The sequence below is a fragment of the Actinobacillus succinogenes 130Z genome, from assembly GCF_000017245.1.
Classification (GTDB): Bacteria; Pseudomonadota; Gammaproteobacteria; order Enterobacterales; family Pasteurellaceae; genus Exercitatus; species Exercitatus succinogenes.
Genome location: NC_009655.1, coordinates 2,112,499 through 2,129,316, shown reverse-complemented (window position 1 = coordinate 2,129,316; position 16,818 = coordinate 2,112,499). Strand labels below are relative to the sequence as shown.

Here is a 16,818-nt window from a genome sequence, read left to right as displayed (position 1 = left end):
TGCGCAAATGCGGTTTTTAACAAAATTCAAAGAAAATATGCAGCGTTGGACGACCATTACGCCGAATAATTTATTGTATGACCGTACATTGTTGTGGTTATTCGTGATTTTGTTGTTCATCGGTTTTATTATGGTGACGTCCGCTTCAATTCCGGTAGGAACACGAATTGAGAATAATCCTTTCCATTTTGCGGTTCGTGATGCGTTATATGTTTTTTTATCTTTCGTTACGTTTTACATTTTTCTGAAAATTCCCATGGAAAAGTGGGAAGATCGTTATTTTCTGGTTTTCTTTATTGCGATTCTGCTGCTGTTGGCGGTTGCTATTCCGGGGATCGGCAAAACTATTAACGGAGCGCGTCGTTGGATTCCTATGGGGATCTTTAATTTTCAGCCTGCGGAATTTGCCAAGTTGGCGCTTATTTGTTTCCTTTCCAGTTATTTTACCCGTCGTTATGACGAAGTACGGTCAAAAAAACTCAGCGCGTTTAAACCGTTGCTGGTGATGGGACTGTTCGGTGTCTTGTTGTTACTGCAGCCGGACTTGGGCAGTACGGTGGTACTGTTTGTGATTACTTTCGGTTTGCTGTTTATTGCCGGTGCGCACATTATGCAGTTTGTAGGGTTAATCGGTATCGGCGCGTTTCTATTCGTAGTGTTAGTGCTGTCTTCCGCTTATCGTATGAAACGTATTACCGGCTTTATGGATCCGTTTAAAGACCCTTATGGTACAGGGTTTCAGCTTTCCAATTCTCTTATGGCATTCGGACGGGGCGAATTCACCGGTGAAGGATTAGGCAATTCCATTCAAAAATTAGAATATCTGCCTGAAGCTCATACGGACTTTGTAATGGCGGTCGTAGGTGAAGAATTCGGTTTTTTGGGCATTGCCGTCATCGTCTTTTTACTTTCTGCGCTGGTATTCCGTGCGATGAAAATCGGACGCGAATCCTTACAGTTAGAGCAACGTTTTAAAGGTTTTTTTGCTTTTGGTATCAGTTTTTGGATTTTCTTTCAGGGATTCGTTAATTTAGGCATGGCGTTAGGGTTATTGCCGACCAAAGGCTTGACTTTTCCGTTAGTCAGTTATGGTGGTTCCAGTTTAATCATTATGACAATCAGTATTGCGGTGTTGATTCGAATTGATCATGAAAACCGCTTAATGCGCGGCGGGCATGCGCGGTTACGAGATGATTAAACGAAAAAAGAGATAACTATGAATAAAAAATTATTGATAATGGCCGGCGGTACCGGCGGACATGTATTTCCGGCCATTGCCGTCGCACAACAATTACAACAACAAGGTTGGGAAATTCAATGGCTTGGCACGGCGGACAGAATGGAAGCTCAACTGGTGCCGAAACACGGAATTAAAATTAATTTTATCCAGATTTCAGGTTTGCGCGGTAAAGGCTTGTTTGCCTTATTTAAAGCGCCTTTTGCCATATTTCGGGCTGTAATGCAGGCGCGTAAAATTATTAAACAATATCGGCCGAATGCGGTGCTTGGGATGGGCGGTTATGTTTCCGGTCCGGGCGGCATCGCCGCGAAATTATGTGGCGTCCCCGTTATTTTACATGAACAAAATGCCGTAGCGGGATTAACCAATGTATGGCTGTCCAAAATTGCCGAACGTACATTACAGGCATTTCCTTCCGCATTTCCGCGGGCGGAAGTGGTGGGGAATCCTGTACGTCAATCTTTATATGCCCAGCCTTTACCGGAACAGCGTTATGCCGAACGTAGCGGAAAATTGCGTGTACTGGTTGTGGGCGGTAGTCAGGGGGCACAGGTGTTAAATCAAAACGTACCGCCGATGGTTGCGCGCTTAGCGGAAAAATTGGATGCGCGTCATCAGGTGGGCGCAGGAAATGTGGAAAAAGTGACCGCGCTTTATCAAAAATTAGGTGTAGATACACAAAGTGCGGTCAAAATTACGGAATTTATTGACGATATGGCGGCGGCTTACGCTTGGGCGGATTTAGTGATTTGTCGCTCGGGTGCTTTAACAGTGTGCGAATTGGCCGCTGTCGGTACGCCTGCTGTTTTTGTTCCCTTTCAACATAAAGATCGTCAACAACTCTTGAATGCAAAATATTTAGCTGATGTAGGTGCCGCAAAAATCATCGAACAGACGGATCTGAGTCCCGAAGTTTTGGTAAACTTGGTAAGTAATTTGGATCGCAAAATTTTATACAATATGGCGGTGAAAGCAAAATCTATGGCTACACCGTTAGCTGCAAAGCGTGTGGCTGATGTGATTATTGAAAATGCTAATTAGGATCCGGAACGGTTGCCTTGTGGCTTAAAATGAACGGGCCGGGCCGCCTTGAATAACAAGTCCGATTAACAGGTTTTACAAGCCCTAATACAATGAGATAAGAATAATGAAAAAAAGACAGGATAAAATCAGACAAATGGTTCCAAGTATGCGCCGCGTACATCAAATCCATTTTGTGGGGATTGGCGGCGCAGGGATGGGCGGTATTGCCGAAGTGCTTTTAAACGAAGGTTATGATATTACCGGTTCCGATATTGCGGAAAATGCCGTAACCGGTCGTTTGTCTTCATTGGGAGGCAAAATTTTTATCGGCCATGCCGCGACAAATGTTGAAAATGCCAGTGTAGTGGTGGTGTCGAGTGCTATCAAACCGGATAACGTCGAAGTAGTTGCCGCTCATGAAAAACGTATTCCGGTTATCCAGCGCGCCCAAATGTTGGCGGAACTGATGCGTTTCCGTCATGGTATCGCCATAGCCGGTACTCACGGTAAAACCACTACGACAGCCATGATTTCGATGATTTATACCCAAGCGGGATTAGATCCGACCTTTGTAAACGGCGGGCTGGTAAAATCGGCGGGAACGAACGCCTATCTCGGTGCAAGCCGTTATTTGATTGCCGAGGCAGACGAAAGTGATGCTTCATTTCTGCATTTACAGCCGATGGTATCCGTGGTGACAAATATCGAACCGGATCATATGGATACTTATCACGGTGATTTCGATGAAATGAAGCGTACTTATGTGAACTTTTTACATAATTTGCCGTTCTATGGTTTAGCCGTGATGTGTGCGGATGATGCGGTATTGATGGAATTGGTACCGCAGGTGGGGCGCCAGGTAATTACCTACGGATTCAGCGAAAAAGCGGACTATCGGATTGAAAATTACGAACAAACGGGTTTTCAGGGACATTATGATGTAATTACGCCGGCAGGCGAACGTATTCATATTCTGTTAAACGTACCGGGTAAACATAATGCGTTGAACGCTACGGCAGCATTAGTCGTAGCGAAAGAAGAAGGCATCGGAAACGATGCGATTTTAGCCGCACTCGCCGATTTCCAAGGCGCAGGGCGTCGTTTCGATCAACTCGGTGAATTTATCCGTCCGAACGGTAAAGTGATGTTGGTGGATGATTACGGACATCATCCGACAGAAGTCGGCGTAACTATTCAGGCGGCACGTTCAGGCTGGGAAAACCGACGTGTGGTGATGGTTTTCCAACCGCATCGTTACAGTCGGACCCGCGATCTTTTTGATGATTTTGTCCGCGTACTTTCGCAAGTCGATGTACTTATTTTGCTTGATGTATATCCGGCGGGCGAGCAACCGATTGCCGGTGCGGATAGCCGATCATTAGCGCGTTCTATCCGCAATTTAGGTAAAGTGGATCCGATTTTTGTAGCGGATCACGGGCAATTACCGGAAGTGGTTGATCAAATTATTCAGGACGGCGATTTAATTTTGGCGCAAGGTGCAGGAAATGTCAGCCGTTTATCCCGTAATTTGGTAGAACACTGGACGAAGGCGTAATGCCGTTAGTACAGGTTTAAACCGTGCTTTGATATAACTAAACGATATTGCATAAGCTAATAGGTTATGCAGAGTTGGACAGAAAAATGAAATCATTAAAACAACAAAAAATAGCCGTATTATTAGGCGGAACTGCATCCGAACGTGAAGTCTCTCTAAATTCGGGCGCTGCGGTATTGGACGCATTGCGTTCGCAAGGTTACGACGCACATCCGGTCGATCCGAAAGATATGCCTGTCGCAGATTTGAAACAACAGGGGTTTGAGCGCGTATTTAATATTTTACACGGACGCGGAGGCGAAGACGGTGTGATTCAGGGCGTTCTGGAACAGATCGGTTTGCCGTATACCGGTTGCGGCGTGATGACTTCCGCGCTGACAATGGATAAAATGCGTACTAAAATGTTGTGGAAAGGCTTCGGTTTACCGATTGCCGATATGGAAATAGTGACCAAAAACACCGCACTTTCCTTAGAACCGCAAGCAATTGTAGCGCGTTTAGGATTGCCGTTGATGGTGAAACCGTCCCGAGAAGGTTCAAGTGTCGGTTTAACCAAGGTGGATTCGGCGGATAAATTGAAAAGTGCGGTGGATTTAGCCTTAAAATTTGATGATATCGTCTTGATTGAAGAATGGTTATCCGGCGATGAATTAACCGTACCCGTATTAGGTGATGAGGTATTGCCCGCTGTACAAATTGTGCCGGAAGGCGAGTTTTACGATTATAATGCAAAATATATTTCCGATAATACCCGATATATTTGCCCGATGCCCATGAGCGACGAACGTTGGGATGAATTGAAAAACTTAGTTAAACGCGCTTATGAAGCGGTGGGTTGTCGCGGTTGGAGCCGTATTGACGTCATGACGGACTCGGAAGGGAATTTCCGCTTAATTGAAGTGAATACTACGCCGGGTATGACAAGCCACAGTCTATTCCCGAAATCGGCGGCAACGGTAGGATATTCCTTTGAAAAACTGGTCGAGAAAATTTTGGAGCTTAGCGTTTAATGGCAGTGATCAAACGCAAAAACACAGTAAAAAAAGTAAGAGCGCATGACTTTAGGACACGTAGCCTGATTCAAGTGAAGCCCTTGCTTGTGTTATTATGCGTTGGCATATTGTATTATGCATATTCAAATTGGCAGAATTGGTTGGAAAAATTAGACGATAAACCGATCAGTTCTTTTGCTTTATTGGGGACCCCGCAGTTCACTTCGAATACGGATGTGCGAGATCTCATCATCAAAATGGGCGATTTGAAAGGTTTTTTCGGACAAGATGTGGACAAAGTGAGGGAACAAATAGAGTCAATGCCCTGGGTGAAAGGTGCGGTAGTACGTAAAATCTGGCCGGACAGACTGAGTATCGTTGTGTCTGAATATACACCGATTGCCTATTGGAATGAAGATCAGTTTCTTTCCGGTGACGGTACGGTTTTTAGATTGCCGCCGGAAAAATTAAAGCGAAAAGATATGCCGCGTTTATTCGGACCGGATTACCAAAGTACGGTGGTCTGGGAAGCTTGGAATAAAATTTTCAACGAACTGAAAACGAAAAATTTAAAGTTAAAATCCGTGGCTATTGATGAACGCGGTTCTTGGGATATCACCTTGGATAACGATATTACCTTAAAATTAGGGCGCGGCGAATGGAAATCGAAAATCGATCGCTTTGTCACGATTTATCCACAGATTGAAATACCCGAAAATAAACGTATTAATTACGTGGATTTACGTTATAAAGTCGGGGCGGCAGTGAATTTTATAGATATAAATTAGGCGAAATAACATGGCAAAAATTGTGGAATCAAAAACTATTGTGGGGTTAGAAGTCGGTACGACCAAAGTAGTTGCGGTCGTAGGCGAAGTGCTGCCTGACGGGGTGGTGAATGTGCTGGGCGTGGGAAGCAGCCCGTCAAAAGGGATCGATAAAGGCAGTATTACGGATTTATCTGCTGTCGTAAGTTCTATTCAGCGGGCTATCGAAAATGCGGAATCGGTAGCGGATTGCCAGATCGTATCCGTGACATTGGCTATCACCGGAGAACATATTCAAAGCTTCAACGAAAGTGGTTTCGTACCTATTGCCAATGGAGAAGTGACGCAAGACGAAATTGATTCCGCTATGCATACGGCCAGTTCGGTAAAATTACCGGACGGGTTATCGTTATTGCATGTTATTCCGCAAGAGTTTGCCGTAGATAAGCAACATAACATTAAAAGTCCGCTCGGTTTACAAGGTGTACGTCTGAAAGCGCAGGCTCATTTGATCGGCTGTCAGCAGGCATGGTTGACCAATTTACAAAAGGCAGTGGAGAGTTGCGGGTTAAAAGTCGATGATGTGGTATTTTCCGGTTTGGCTTCGACTTATTCCGTCTTAACCGAAGACGAAAAAGATCTTGGCGTTTGCATGATTGACTTCGGCGGCGGTTCCATGGATATTATGGTTTATACTAACGGTGCATTGCGCTACAGCAAAGTAGTGCCTTACGGCGGTAACGATATTACGGATTTTGTCGCACAAAGTTTAACCACTTCACGTAATGAGGCGGAAAGTATTAAAATTAATTACGGAAGTGCGCTTAACCCGTCGCAAGAATTAGTTGAACATTTTGCTAAGACGAAGGTCGAAGTAGCAGGACTGGGCGGAACCTCGTCCCGCACATTTACAAAAGCGCAAATAGTCGACGTGACCTCTAAATGTTATGGTGATTTATTAAAAGTCGTACAAAACGAGTTGATCAACTTACGTAACGACTTGACCGTAAAAGGTATTAAACACGATTTGATTGCCGGTGTCGTGTTAACCGGCGGAGGTGCGCAGATGGAAGATGTCGCAAAATGCGCAACGGATATTTTCGGATTGCATGTGAGAGTCGGTAGTCCGTTGAATATTACGGGATTGACGGATTATGTAAACAAACCGCAATATGCCACGGTGCTAGGATTATTACAGTATACCCATCATAATGATGAAGAAACCAAACCGATCTTTGGCAGTGTGAATGATGAAGATAGTATTTTAGGCTCAATTTGGAGTAAAATTAAAAAAATTGGCAATAAAGTGCGGTCAGAATTTTGATATTTTGTGATTTTCATCTACAATAGGCAGAATTTCAGAATAATTTATGTGCTAGCCCTGTTAGCATTGACGGAGAGTATAAATGTTTGAACCTGTACAATATGATTTTGATGATGAAGTTGGTCGTACGCTGATCAAAGTAGTTGGTGTCGGCGGCGGCGGCGGTAATGCTGTAAACCATATGGTTGAGCAAATGGTTCAACTGGGCGGTGAATTTGTGGGCGAAAGCATCTACACCAATGATGAACATGGTGAGATCATTTTCTACGCCATCAATACTGATGCTCAAGCATTACGCAAAAGTAAGGTTCAACAAACAGTTCAAATCGGGGCGGAAACAACCCGAGGTCTTGGAGCCGGTGCAAATCCGAATATCGGACAAAAAGCGGCGGAAGAGGATAAAGATGCAATCCGTGCAATGTTAGAAGGCGCAGATATGGTATTCATCGCAACAGGTATGGGCGGCGGTACCGGTACAGGGGCTGCACCGATCGTTGCACAGATTGCAAAAGAATTGGGTATTCTCACCGTAGCAGTTGTGACAAAACCGTTCTCTTTCGAAGGGAAAAAACGGATGTCATTTGCAGAACAGGGTATTAAAGCACTTTCTCAATATGTTGATTCGTTGATCGTAATTCCGAATGAGAAACTGAAAAAAGTTTTACCGAAAGGCGCATCGCTATTGGATGCTTTTGCAGCGGTTAACAATGTATTGCGTAATGCGGTAACCGGTATTTCCGATATGATTACGACGCCGGGTATGGTAAACGTGGATTTCGCGGATGTACGTGCGGTAATGTCTGAAATGGGACGTGCCATGATGGGTACGGGGATTGCTCAAGGTGAAAAAGACAGCGGGCGTGCAGAAAAAGCGGCTAATGAAGCGGTGGCAAGCCCGTTATTGGAAGATGTGGATTTAACCGGAGCTCGCGGTGTTATTGTCAATATTTTGTCCGGTTTAGATTTAACCTTAGACGAATACGAAACAATCGGCGACACCATTAAATCTTTCGCTTCGGATGAAGCGACAGTGATTGTCGGTACCAGTTTGAACCCGGAAATGACGGATGAAATTCGCGTGACTATCGTGGCGACAGGTATCGGTGCGAATGAAGAACCGACTGCGCAATTAGCGCCGGTTGCCCGTACTGTACAAGGTTCGACTGCAGCTGTCCAACCTAATACCGAAAATGTTGCTCAGACTCAGTCTGAACAGACACCGGCTCGTCCTACGCAATTAGGAAATAACAACGATTTATTTAAACCTGCGTTTTTACGCGGGAATAACCAATAATTATGTTAATTCATAATCTCGAAGGTTATGTAAGAGAAAATCTATGATTAAACAAAGAACATTAAAACAAGGCATCAAAGTAACGGGTGTGGGTCTACATAGCGGCAATAAAGTGACGCTAAACTTACGCCCGGCGGCAGCCAATACTGGTGTTGTTTATTGCCGTACCGATTTGAATCCGCCGGTCTCATTTCCGGCTGATGCTAAAGCTGTGCGTGATACGATGCTTTGTACTGCGTTAGTAAATGACGAAGGCGTGCGTATTTCCACTGTTGAGCATTTGAACGCGGCGTTGGCTGGTTTAGGCATCGATAACATTATTATTGAAGTGGATGCGCCTGAAATTCCGATTATGGACGGTAGCGCAAGCCCGTTCGTTTACTTGCTTTTAGATGCGGGTATTGAAGAACAGGACGCCCCGAAAAAATTTATTCGCGTGAAGAAAAAAGTACGTGTTGAGGACGGCGATAAATGGGCGGAAATTTTACCTTATAACGGTTTCCGTTTGAATTTTACGATTGATTTTAATCATCCGGCAATCACAAAAAATTTAAGCACTTATACGCTTGATTTTTCGGCACAGAAATTCGTGCAACAAATCAGCCGTGCGAGAACTTTTGCTTTTATGAAAGATATTGAATATCTTCAGTCGCAAGGTTTGGCCCTGGGCGGAAGTTTGGATAACGCCATAGTGTTAGACAACTACCGTGTATTAAACGAAGAGGGTTTGCGTTTTAAAGACGAATTGGTTCGACACAAAATGTTAGACTCTATCGGTGATTTATTCATGTGCGGTTACAACATGATTGGTGAGTTTAAGGCTTATAAATCCGGTCATGGGTTAAATAACAAGTTGCTTCGTGCTTTGTTGGAAGATCAGGAGGCCTGGGAATTCGCGACATTTGAAGATAAAGAGAAAGTCCCGCAAGGTTATACTGTGGGCGCACAGGTTCTCATTTAAGATTAATTAAAGGAAAAAGCTATACTGAAGAGTATGGCTTTTTTTGTCTAAAACATTATTGGAAAATGGCTATGAAAAATTCACTTATTTTGACCGCACTTTCGTGTGCATTATGTTCGGCTGCCGTGATGGCATATGAACAAGACAAAACCTATCAGTTCACGGTTTTACACACCAACGATTTACACGGACATTTCTGGCAAAACGATAAGGGTGAATTCGGATTGGCAGCTCAAAAAACATTAGTGGATCGCATTAAAAAAGAGGTGGAAGAAAAAGGCGGAGCGGTTATTGTGCTGAACGCAGGCGATGTGAATACGGGGATTCCGGAATCGGATTTGCAGGATGCACGTCCGGATTTAGAGGGGATGAATGCGATCGGCTACGAAGCGATGACATTAGGGAATCATGAATTCGATTATCCGTTACAATTGCTCGACATGCAGGAAAAATGGGCGAAATTCCCCTTCTTAGGCGCCAATGTTTATAACGCAAAAACCGGAACACCTTTGGTTAAACCTTATATTTTGTTGGATAAAGCAGGGTTAAAAGTAGCGGTAGTCGGTTTGACGACGGAAGATACCGCAAAGTTGGGCAATCCGCAGTATATGAATCTGGTTCGTTTTGATGATCCGACCGCTACTGCAAAGAAAGTATTAGCGGAACTGGATAAAAATGAGAAACCTGATGTCAGAATCGCTTTGACCCATATGGGGTACTATTATGACGGTCAATTCGGTTCCAATGCGCCGGGGGATGTCTCCATGGCTCGAAAATTGGATAAATCCGCTTTTGATATGATTATTGGAGGACATAGTCATGATACGGTTTGTATTGATGATAAAGGCGTGTGGATTAAAGATTATCAACCGGGGCAACCTTGTCAGCCGGATTATCAAAACGGAACATGGATAATGCAGGCCGGTGAATGGGGAAAATTTTTAGGCCGGGCTGATTTTGAATTTAAAAATGGTGAAACTAAATTAGTGAATTATCAGCTGATCCCTGTAAATTTGAAAGAAAAAATTAAAACTGAGGACGGAAAAACGGAATATCGTTATTACACGGAAGAAATTCCACAAGATCCTGCCGTTTTAGCTTTGCTAAAAACTTATCAAGACAAGGGAGATAAGCTGCTTAATGTGAAAGTTGGCAAAACCAAAGGTAAACTGGAGGGGGATCGTGCCGTCGTGCGGTTTAAGCAAACTAATCTCGGACGCTTGGCAGCCGAAGTTCAACGCCAAAAAACCGGTGCGGATGTGGGGATTGTGAATTCTGGCGTGGTGCGTGATTCTATTGCCGACGGCGATGTCAGCTACCGTGATATTCTTAAAGTGCTACCTTTCGGTAATGCGGTGAGTTATGTGGATTTCAGCGGTAAGGAACTACAGGATTACCTGAATGTTGTGGCATTAAAAGAAGTGGATTCCGGCGGTTATCCGCAATTTTCCGGGGATATTAGCATGGTAACGGATTTCACCAGTAAAAAGGTTCACGATATCAAAATTAAAGGGGAGCTCTTGGATTTTACGAAAACATATCGTCTTTCCGTGCCGAATTACAGCGCGGCGGGTGGCGACGGTTATCCGGTAATTACTTCGCATCCGACTTATGTAGATACCGGTTTTATTGATGCCGATGTTATGAAAGAGTATTTTCAGAAAAATTCTCCCGTTGATGCGACAAAATTTGAACCGAAAGGCGAAATTATTTATCGATAATCCTATGCTATAATCGGCTAAATTTATTTTAAAGGACAATCTATGGCTCTTGATTTATCGGAAATCCGCCAACAAATTACCCAAATCGATCGCAGTTTGTTAAAACTGTTGTCGGAGCGACATCGTCTGGCTTTTGAGGTAGCGCGCAGTAAAGAATTAACCCAAAAACCGTTGCGCGATGAAGAACGTGAACAACACTTGTTACAGGAGTTGATCACCTTTGCGGAAAATCAGAATTATCAATTGGAGCCACAATACATTATGCAAATTTTCCAGCGCATTATCGAAGACTCAGTGGTGACGCAACAAGTTTATTTGCAGAATAAGCTCAATCAACAACGGGAAAGTTCGATTCACATTGCGTTTTTGGGCAAGCGCGGTTCTTATTCCAATTTAGCCTCACGCAGTTATGCAAATCGTTATAATAAACAACTGGTCGAACTCAGTTGCGCTTCTTTTGATCAGATTTTCGAAAAAGTGCGGTCGGGCGAAGCGGATTTTGGTGTTTTACCGTTGGAAAATACCACCTCCGGTTCCATCAATGACGTATACGATTTACTTCAGCATACGGATTTATCATTGGTAGGCGAATTAGCTTACCCGATTAAACACTGCGTATTAGTGACGGATCAAACCGATCTGAATCAAATCGACACGCTTTACAGCCATCCGCAGGTGATTCAGCAATGCAACCGATTTATTCGCAGTCTAAACCGGGTACATATCGAGTATTGCGAAAGCAGTTCCCATGCTATGCAGCTGGTGGCAGGTTTGAATAAACCGAATATCGCGGCGTTAGGTAACGAAGACGGCGGAAAATTGTATGGACTGCGCGTACTGAAAACCGATATTGCGAATCAGCCGAATAATATCACACGTTTTATCGTCGTTGCGCGCGAACCGCTTTGCGTATCACCGCAAATCAGCACGAAAACGCTGTTGTTGATGACGACCGGTCAACAGGCGGGTTCATTAGTGGATGCTTTATTGGTGTTCAAAAAACATCAGATTAACATGACAAAATTGGAATCCCGTCCGATTTACGGTAAACCTTGGGAGGAAATGTTTTATCTGGAAATTGAAGCGAATATTAATCATCCCGATACCAAACAGGCATTGGAAGAATTAAAACGACACAGCTCTTTTCTGAAGGTTTTGGGGTGCTACCCGAGTGAAATCGTGAAGCCGGTAGATGTGAGTTAGCGGAAAAATACAACATTGTAATGTATGGTAAGTGCGGTCGAAAAATAATTAATTTTCCGACCGCACTTTTTCTTTATCTTATCCTGCAAATTCAAAACATAATTTCATTTAAAATGTGATCAAGATCTCAAATATGAAACAATTAAATAAAAAACTAAACAGAGAATGATAGAATACATTTATTCAGTCAGTTTAACTTAACTGCCAATAGATCCAATTAATCTTTATACGGAGATTTAGTTATGAAATTGAACAAATTTATTCTGTCCGCTCTATGTACCGCGTTACCTTTATTTTCGGTTTCTACCAATGCGCTTGCCGCTAAGGTCACCTTAAAACTGGCTCATAATTTAGAACAATCTCATGTGATTCATAAAGCATTGGATCACATGGCAAAAGAAGTGCAGGAAAAATCGAATGGTGAATTAAAAATTCGTATTTATCCAAATAGACAAATGGGTGATGCAAGAGAAACCATTGAATTATTGCAAAATGATGCATTAGATATGACTAAAGCAAATTCCAGTGAGCTAGAGCCTTTTGTAAAAGAGATGGCCGTCTTTACTTGTCCGTATTTATTCAATGGTGATGAGCACTTTAAAAAAGTTTTATATGGTGAAGCTGGTAAAAGCATAACAGATAAAACCCAAAAAAGTGGTTTTACGGTCATTTCGTCCTATGTCGGCGGTTCTCGTAATTTTTATACGAAAAAACCGATTTATTCTCCGGCTGATTTAAAGGGATTGAAAATTCGTGTGATCTCTACACCGACGACAAACCGCATTATTGAGTTACTGGGCGGTTCTCCGGTTCCGGTTCCTTTGGGTGAAGTGTATACTGCGCTGCAACAAGGTGTGATTGACGGTGCGGAAAATAATATTCCGTCTTATACATCGACCCGGCATGTAGAAGTAGCAAAATATTTTACTGAAGATCAGCATACCAGTATGCCTGATTATCTCATCATTGCGAATAAAGTATGGGATAAACTTGATGAAAATCAACGTAATATTTTGCAGGAGGCCGCAAAAAATTCTGAGATTTACCAACAAAAATTATGGGATGAAGAAACAGTTCGGTCCCGTCAGGAAGCTGAAAAACTTGGCACAACTTTCATTCAGGTTGATAAACAACCATTCCGTGATGCATTAAAACCTCTTTATGAAGACTTTAAAAATAACCCTGTCTTTTCAAAGGTAATTGCTGATATTGAAGCAGTAGCTCAATAATGAATTAAATTCCCCTTATATACGAATCTATAAGGGGATTTTTAATTAAATCAAATTGATGATTTTAAATGTTCAACGTTCTTATTCATTTGGAGTGCTCTATGCTATTTGAGAAACTCAAAAAACCAGTTGATTCATTTATCTCAACTTTTGCCATCATTGTGATGATCTTACTGGTTATCTGCGTAACATGGCAGGTATTCAGCCGGTATGTCCTGCAGATTCCCAGCACCATAACTGACGAAATTGCCCGTTTCAGTATGATTTGGGTAGGATTACTGGGGGCCGCCTATACCGTCGGCTTACAAAAACATTTATCCATTGATTTATTTACACACAATCTTCCTCCCCGCAAAAAAGCCATGAACGGTATTTTTATTAATCTTTGCATTATCGGTTTTTCTCTAGGTGTAATGATTTTTGGTGGTTTTACGCTGGTTTCAAATGTTTATTCTTCCGGCCAACTTTCACCGTCCATGCAGATCCCGATGGCTTATGTTTATATCGCCTTACCGCTAAGTGGTATTTTAATGCTGTTTTACAGTCTGTTATTCCTGTTTGATAACCTGAATTCACTAAAGGAGCATAACTGATGGAAGCCTTATTATCTTGGGAATGGTTTATTCCCGCCGTTATGTTTATCTCTTTCTTTGTATTGGTATTTATGGGCGTGCCTATTTCATTTTCTATCGGAATAGCCACTATCGCCTCAGCGGCGCTCATGCTGCCTTTCAATACCACATTAATCGTGGCGGGACAAAAAATAGCTACCGGTCTGGACAGTTTCTCGTTACTTGCCATCCCTTTCTTTATCTTGGCCGGTTCCCTAATGAACAGCGGCGGAATTGCCACCCGTTTAATTAACTTTTCACAAGTATTAGTCGGACGCATTCCGGGCTCGTTAGGACATACCAATGTAATGGCGAATATGATGTTCGGTTCCATTTCAGGCTCCGCCGTAGCCGCCGCTGCCGCGGTAGGTGGAACTATGGCCCCGTTACAGGCAAAAGCCGGTTATGACCCCGCCTATTCTGCTGCAATTAACGTATCGTCCTGTATTTCCGGATTATTGATTCCGCCGTCCAATGTAATGATTGTTTATGCTTTGACAGCAGGTGGAATTTCTGTCGCCACCTTATTTATGGCAGGTTACGTACCGGGTATCCTTATGGGCTTAGGGATTATGGTGATGAATTTCATCATTGCGAAAAAACGCCGTTATCCAGTATCAGACAAACCGAAATTTGCCGATGTTGTGAAATATACTTTGGATGCTATTCCGAGTTTATTAATGGTCGTCGTCGTAATGGGCGGGATTTTAGGCGGTGTATTTACTGCAACAGAAGCTTCCGCTATTGCCGTGGTTTACACCTTCGTATTGTCCGTATTGATTTATCGGGAAATTAAATTAACCGCGTTACCGAAAATTATTTTGGATGCCATCGTCACCACCTCTATCGTATTGTTCCTCATCGGCGTATCGGTTGCTATGTCTTGGGCGATGACTAACGCCGACATTCCTTACATGGTAAATGATTTATTAATCAGCGTATCGGATAATCTTATTGTCATTTTATTGATTATCAATGTGTTATTGCTGGTTATCGGTATTTTTATGGACATGACGCCGGCGGTCTTAATCTTTACCCCAATCTTTTTGCCGATCGTAAAAGATTTAGGCATGGATCCCGTTCACTTTGGAATTATGATGATTTTCAATCTCTGCATCGGCTTATGTACACCGCCGGTAGGAAGCGCACTGTTTGTCGGTTGTTCCGTATCAGGGGTGAAATTACAGGATTTAATCAAACCGATGTTACCTTTCTTTGCCGTCTTGGTCATCTCATTATTGCTTGTAACGTATGTACCGCAATTATCGTTATTCCTGCCTCGTTTGTTAGGACTTTAAACTCAATAAAAACGCCTTTATAGGATTAGACCGAAAAGGCGTTTTAGTATATACGGAGTTATTTTTCAGTATCAGGTAATTTCCTGATCATAATGAAATAATAAATGCACTTTCTTATATAGAATCCGTTAAGCTTTTTTCAAAAACTCGGATTTTAATGAGAACGGTTGCCCGTCGATTTTGCAGTCTACGTCGTGATCACCGTCCGTTAAGCGGATATTTTTTGCTTTAGTGCCTTTTTTCAGCACAATAGACGAACCCTTCACCTTCAAATCTTTAATTAAAATGACATCGTCTCCGTCTTGTAAGACATTACCGTTGCTGTCTTTCCAGACTTTTTCTTCGCTTTCTTCCGCCGCTTCTTCGCCGGACCATTCGTATGCGCAATCCGGGCAAACGAAATTGATGCTGTCGTGGTACACGTATTCACTTTGGCATTTCGGGCATTTAGGCATTTGATCCATGGTGTTTCCTTGTTGCTGTGTAAACTTGGAGGGCGAGTATAGCAAAAAACGGACGGAAAATCGACCGCACTTTTCGTCATCCGTAATATGATTTGTCTAGCCATTGCGTGTAAAATGTGCTAATTTTTGTTCGTCAATCCGACGGAAATTTTAAATCTCATTATGGCAGACGAACACTCGAATAACGTTACTCAATTAGAGCCGACACAGAAAAAATCTTTTTTTGAATCACTTTTCGGTCGTTTTTTTCAAGGCGAACTGAAAAACCGGGAAGAACTGGTGGAAGTGATTCGTGATTCCGAACAAAACGAACTTATCGATCAAAATACCCGCGAAATGATTGAAGGCGTAATGGAAATTGCCGAATTGCGCGTACGCGATATTATGATTCCCCGCTCGCAAATTGTGTTTATCGACGATACGCAGGATTTAGAGGGCTGTTTGGACATTATCATTGAAACCGCCCATTCGCGTTTTCCGGTTATTGCCGATGAACGCGATAACGTACAAGGTATTCTACATGCCAAGGATTTGTTGAAATTTCTGCGGGAAAAACCGGAAGAATTCGATTTGAAACAGTTGCTGCGTCCGGTGGTGATAGTGCCGGAAAGTAAACGCGTGGATCGTATGCTGAAGGAATTTCGTTCCGAACGTTTCCATATGGCGATTGTAGTGGATGAGTTCGGTGCGATTTCGGGACTGGTTACGATCGAGGATATTCTGGAACAAATCGTCGGTGATATTGAAGATGAATTCGACGAAGAAGAAATTATTGCCGATATCCGTCAGTTGTCCCGTCACACTTATGCTGTGCGGGCGTTAACGGATATTGATGATTTCAATGAACAATTCAAGACGCATTTTGCCGATGAAGAAGTCGACACCATCGGCGGCGTCATTATGCAGGCATTCGGTTATTTGCCGAAGCGGGGCGAAGAAATTACGCTGGAAAATATCCGGTTTAAAGTCACTTCAGCCGACAGTCGCCGTATTATTCAGTTACGTGTTACCGTGACGGATGAACAGTTGGCGGATATTGAAAAGCCGGAAGAAACGTCGGAAGACTAAAAAATTTAGATATTATGGGCTGTTTATGAAAGATAAGCGGACCCTGATTATTCGGTTGGTGGATTCGC

Annotated in this window: 15 protein-coding genes; 14 read left to right on the top strand and 1 reads right to left on the bottom strand. The window is 43.0% G+C overall.

Features of this window, described 5'->3' with window-relative positions; translation table 11 throughout:
- The first annotated feature begins 7 nt into the window (after positions 1-7).
- From ftsW to ASUC_RS09950, 13 genes are all read left to right on the top strand, one after another.
- Positions 8-1,198 (top strand): putative lipid II flippase FtsW, encoded by a 1,191-nt coding sequence (ftsW, locus tag ASUC_RS10010; RefSeq protein WP_012073658.1) that lies wholly within the window; start codon positions 8-10, stop codon positions 1,196-1,198.
- 18 nt (positions 1,199-1,216) lie between these two features.
- Positions 1,217-2,281, top strand: coding sequence for an undecaprenyldiphospho-muramoylpentapeptide beta-N-acetylglucosaminyltransferase (gene murG / locus ASUC_RS10005; RefSeq protein WP_012073657.1), 1,065 nt, complete (start codon positions 1,217-1,219; stop codon positions 2,279-2,281).
- A gap of 106 nt (positions 2,282-2,387) precedes the next feature.
- Complete coding sequence (gene murC, locus ASUC_RS10000) at positions 2,388-3,818, top strand: UDP-N-acetylmuramate--L-alanine ligase (protein WP_012073656.1); 1,431 nt, start codon at positions 2,388-2,390, stop codon at positions 3,816-3,818.
- 86 nt (positions 3,819-3,904) lie between these two features.
- Positions 3,905-4,828 carry a D-alanine--D-alanine ligase gene (locus tag ASUC_RS09995; protein ID WP_012073655.1) on the top strand — a complete coding sequence of 308 codons (924 nt, stop codon included), beginning with the start codon at positions 3,905-3,907 and terminating at the stop codon, positions 4,826-4,828.
- Complete coding sequence (locus ASUC_RS09990) at positions 4,828-5,598, top strand: cell division protein FtsQ/DivIB (RefSeq protein WP_012073654.1); 771 nt, start codon at positions 4,828-4,830, stop codon at positions 5,596-5,598. Before ASUC_RS09995 ends, ASUC_RS09990 begins: the two co-directional genes overlap by 1 nt.
- 10 nt (positions 5,599-5,608) lie before the next feature.
- Positions 5,609-6,901 carry a cell division protein FtsA gene (gene ftsA, locus ASUC_RS09985; protein ID WP_012073653.1) on the top strand — a complete coding sequence of 431 codons (1,293 nt, stop codon included), beginning with the start codon at positions 5,609-5,611 and terminating at the stop codon, positions 6,899-6,901.
- 82 nt (positions 6,902-6,983) lie between these two features.
- Positions 6,984-8,195: a cell division protein FtsZ gene (gene ftsZ / locus ASUC_RS09980; protein ID WP_012073652.1), complete on the top strand. Its 1,212-nt coding sequence runs from the start codon at positions 6,984-6,986 to the stop codon at positions 8,193-8,195.
- A gap of 43 nt (positions 8,196-8,238) precedes the next feature.
- Positions 8,239-9,156, top strand: a complete 918-nt coding sequence (lpxC, locus tag ASUC_RS09975; RefSeq protein ID WP_012073651.1) for a UDP-3-O-acyl-N-acetylglucosamine deacetylase — start codon at positions 8,239-8,241, stop codon at positions 9,154-9,156.
- Between the two features lie 65 nt (positions 9,157-9,221).
- Positions 9,222-10,877: a bifunctional UDP-sugar hydrolase/5'-nucleotidase UshA gene (gene ushA / locus ASUC_RS09970; RefSeq protein ID WP_012073650.1), complete on the top strand. Its 1,656-nt coding sequence runs from the start codon at positions 9,222-9,224 to the stop codon at positions 10,875-10,877.
- Between the two features lie 42 nt (positions 10,878-10,919).
- Positions 10,920-12,080, top strand: a complete 1,161-nt coding sequence (locus tag ASUC_RS09965; protein WP_012073649.1) for a chorismate mutase — start codon at positions 10,920-10,922, stop codon at positions 12,078-12,080.
- Between the two features lie 242 nt (positions 12,081-12,322).
- A complete protein-coding gene (locus tag ASUC_RS09960; RefSeq protein WP_012073648.1) occupies positions 12,323-13,309 on the top strand; it encodes a TRAP transporter substrate-binding protein in 987 nt (328 codons plus the stop codon).
- Positions 13,310-13,410: 101 nt separating this feature from the next.
- On the top strand, positions 13,411-13,902 hold the full coding sequence (locus ASUC_RS09955; protein WP_012073647.1) for a TRAP transporter small permease: 492 nt from the start codon (positions 13,411-13,413) through the stop codon (positions 13,900-13,902).
- Positions 13,902-15,218 (top strand): TRAP transporter large permease, encoded by a 1,317-nt coding sequence (locus ASUC_RS09950; protein ID WP_012073646.1) that lies wholly within the window; start codon positions 13,902-13,904, stop codon positions 15,216-15,218. Before ASUC_RS09955 ends, ASUC_RS09950 begins: the two co-directional genes overlap by 1 nt.
- Before the next feature lie 128 nt (positions 15,219-15,346).
- Here ASUC_RS09950 and ASUC_RS09945 read toward each other — a convergent pair whose 3' ends face one another.
- On the bottom strand, positions 15,347-15,682 hold the full coding sequence (locus ASUC_RS09945; protein ID WP_012073645.1) for a zinc ribbon domain-containing protein YjdM: 336 nt from the start codon (positions 15,680-15,682) through the stop codon (positions 15,347-15,349).
- Between the two features lie 162 nt (positions 15,683-15,844).
- Here ASUC_RS09945 and corC point away from each other — a divergent pair, with 162 nt between their 5' ends.
- Complete coding sequence (corC, locus tag ASUC_RS09940) at positions 15,845-16,750, top strand: CNNM family magnesium/cobalt transport protein CorC (RefSeq protein ID WP_012073644.1); 906 nt, start codon at positions 15,845-15,847, stop codon at positions 16,748-16,750.
- Positions 16,751-16,818: the final 68 nt, after the last annotated feature.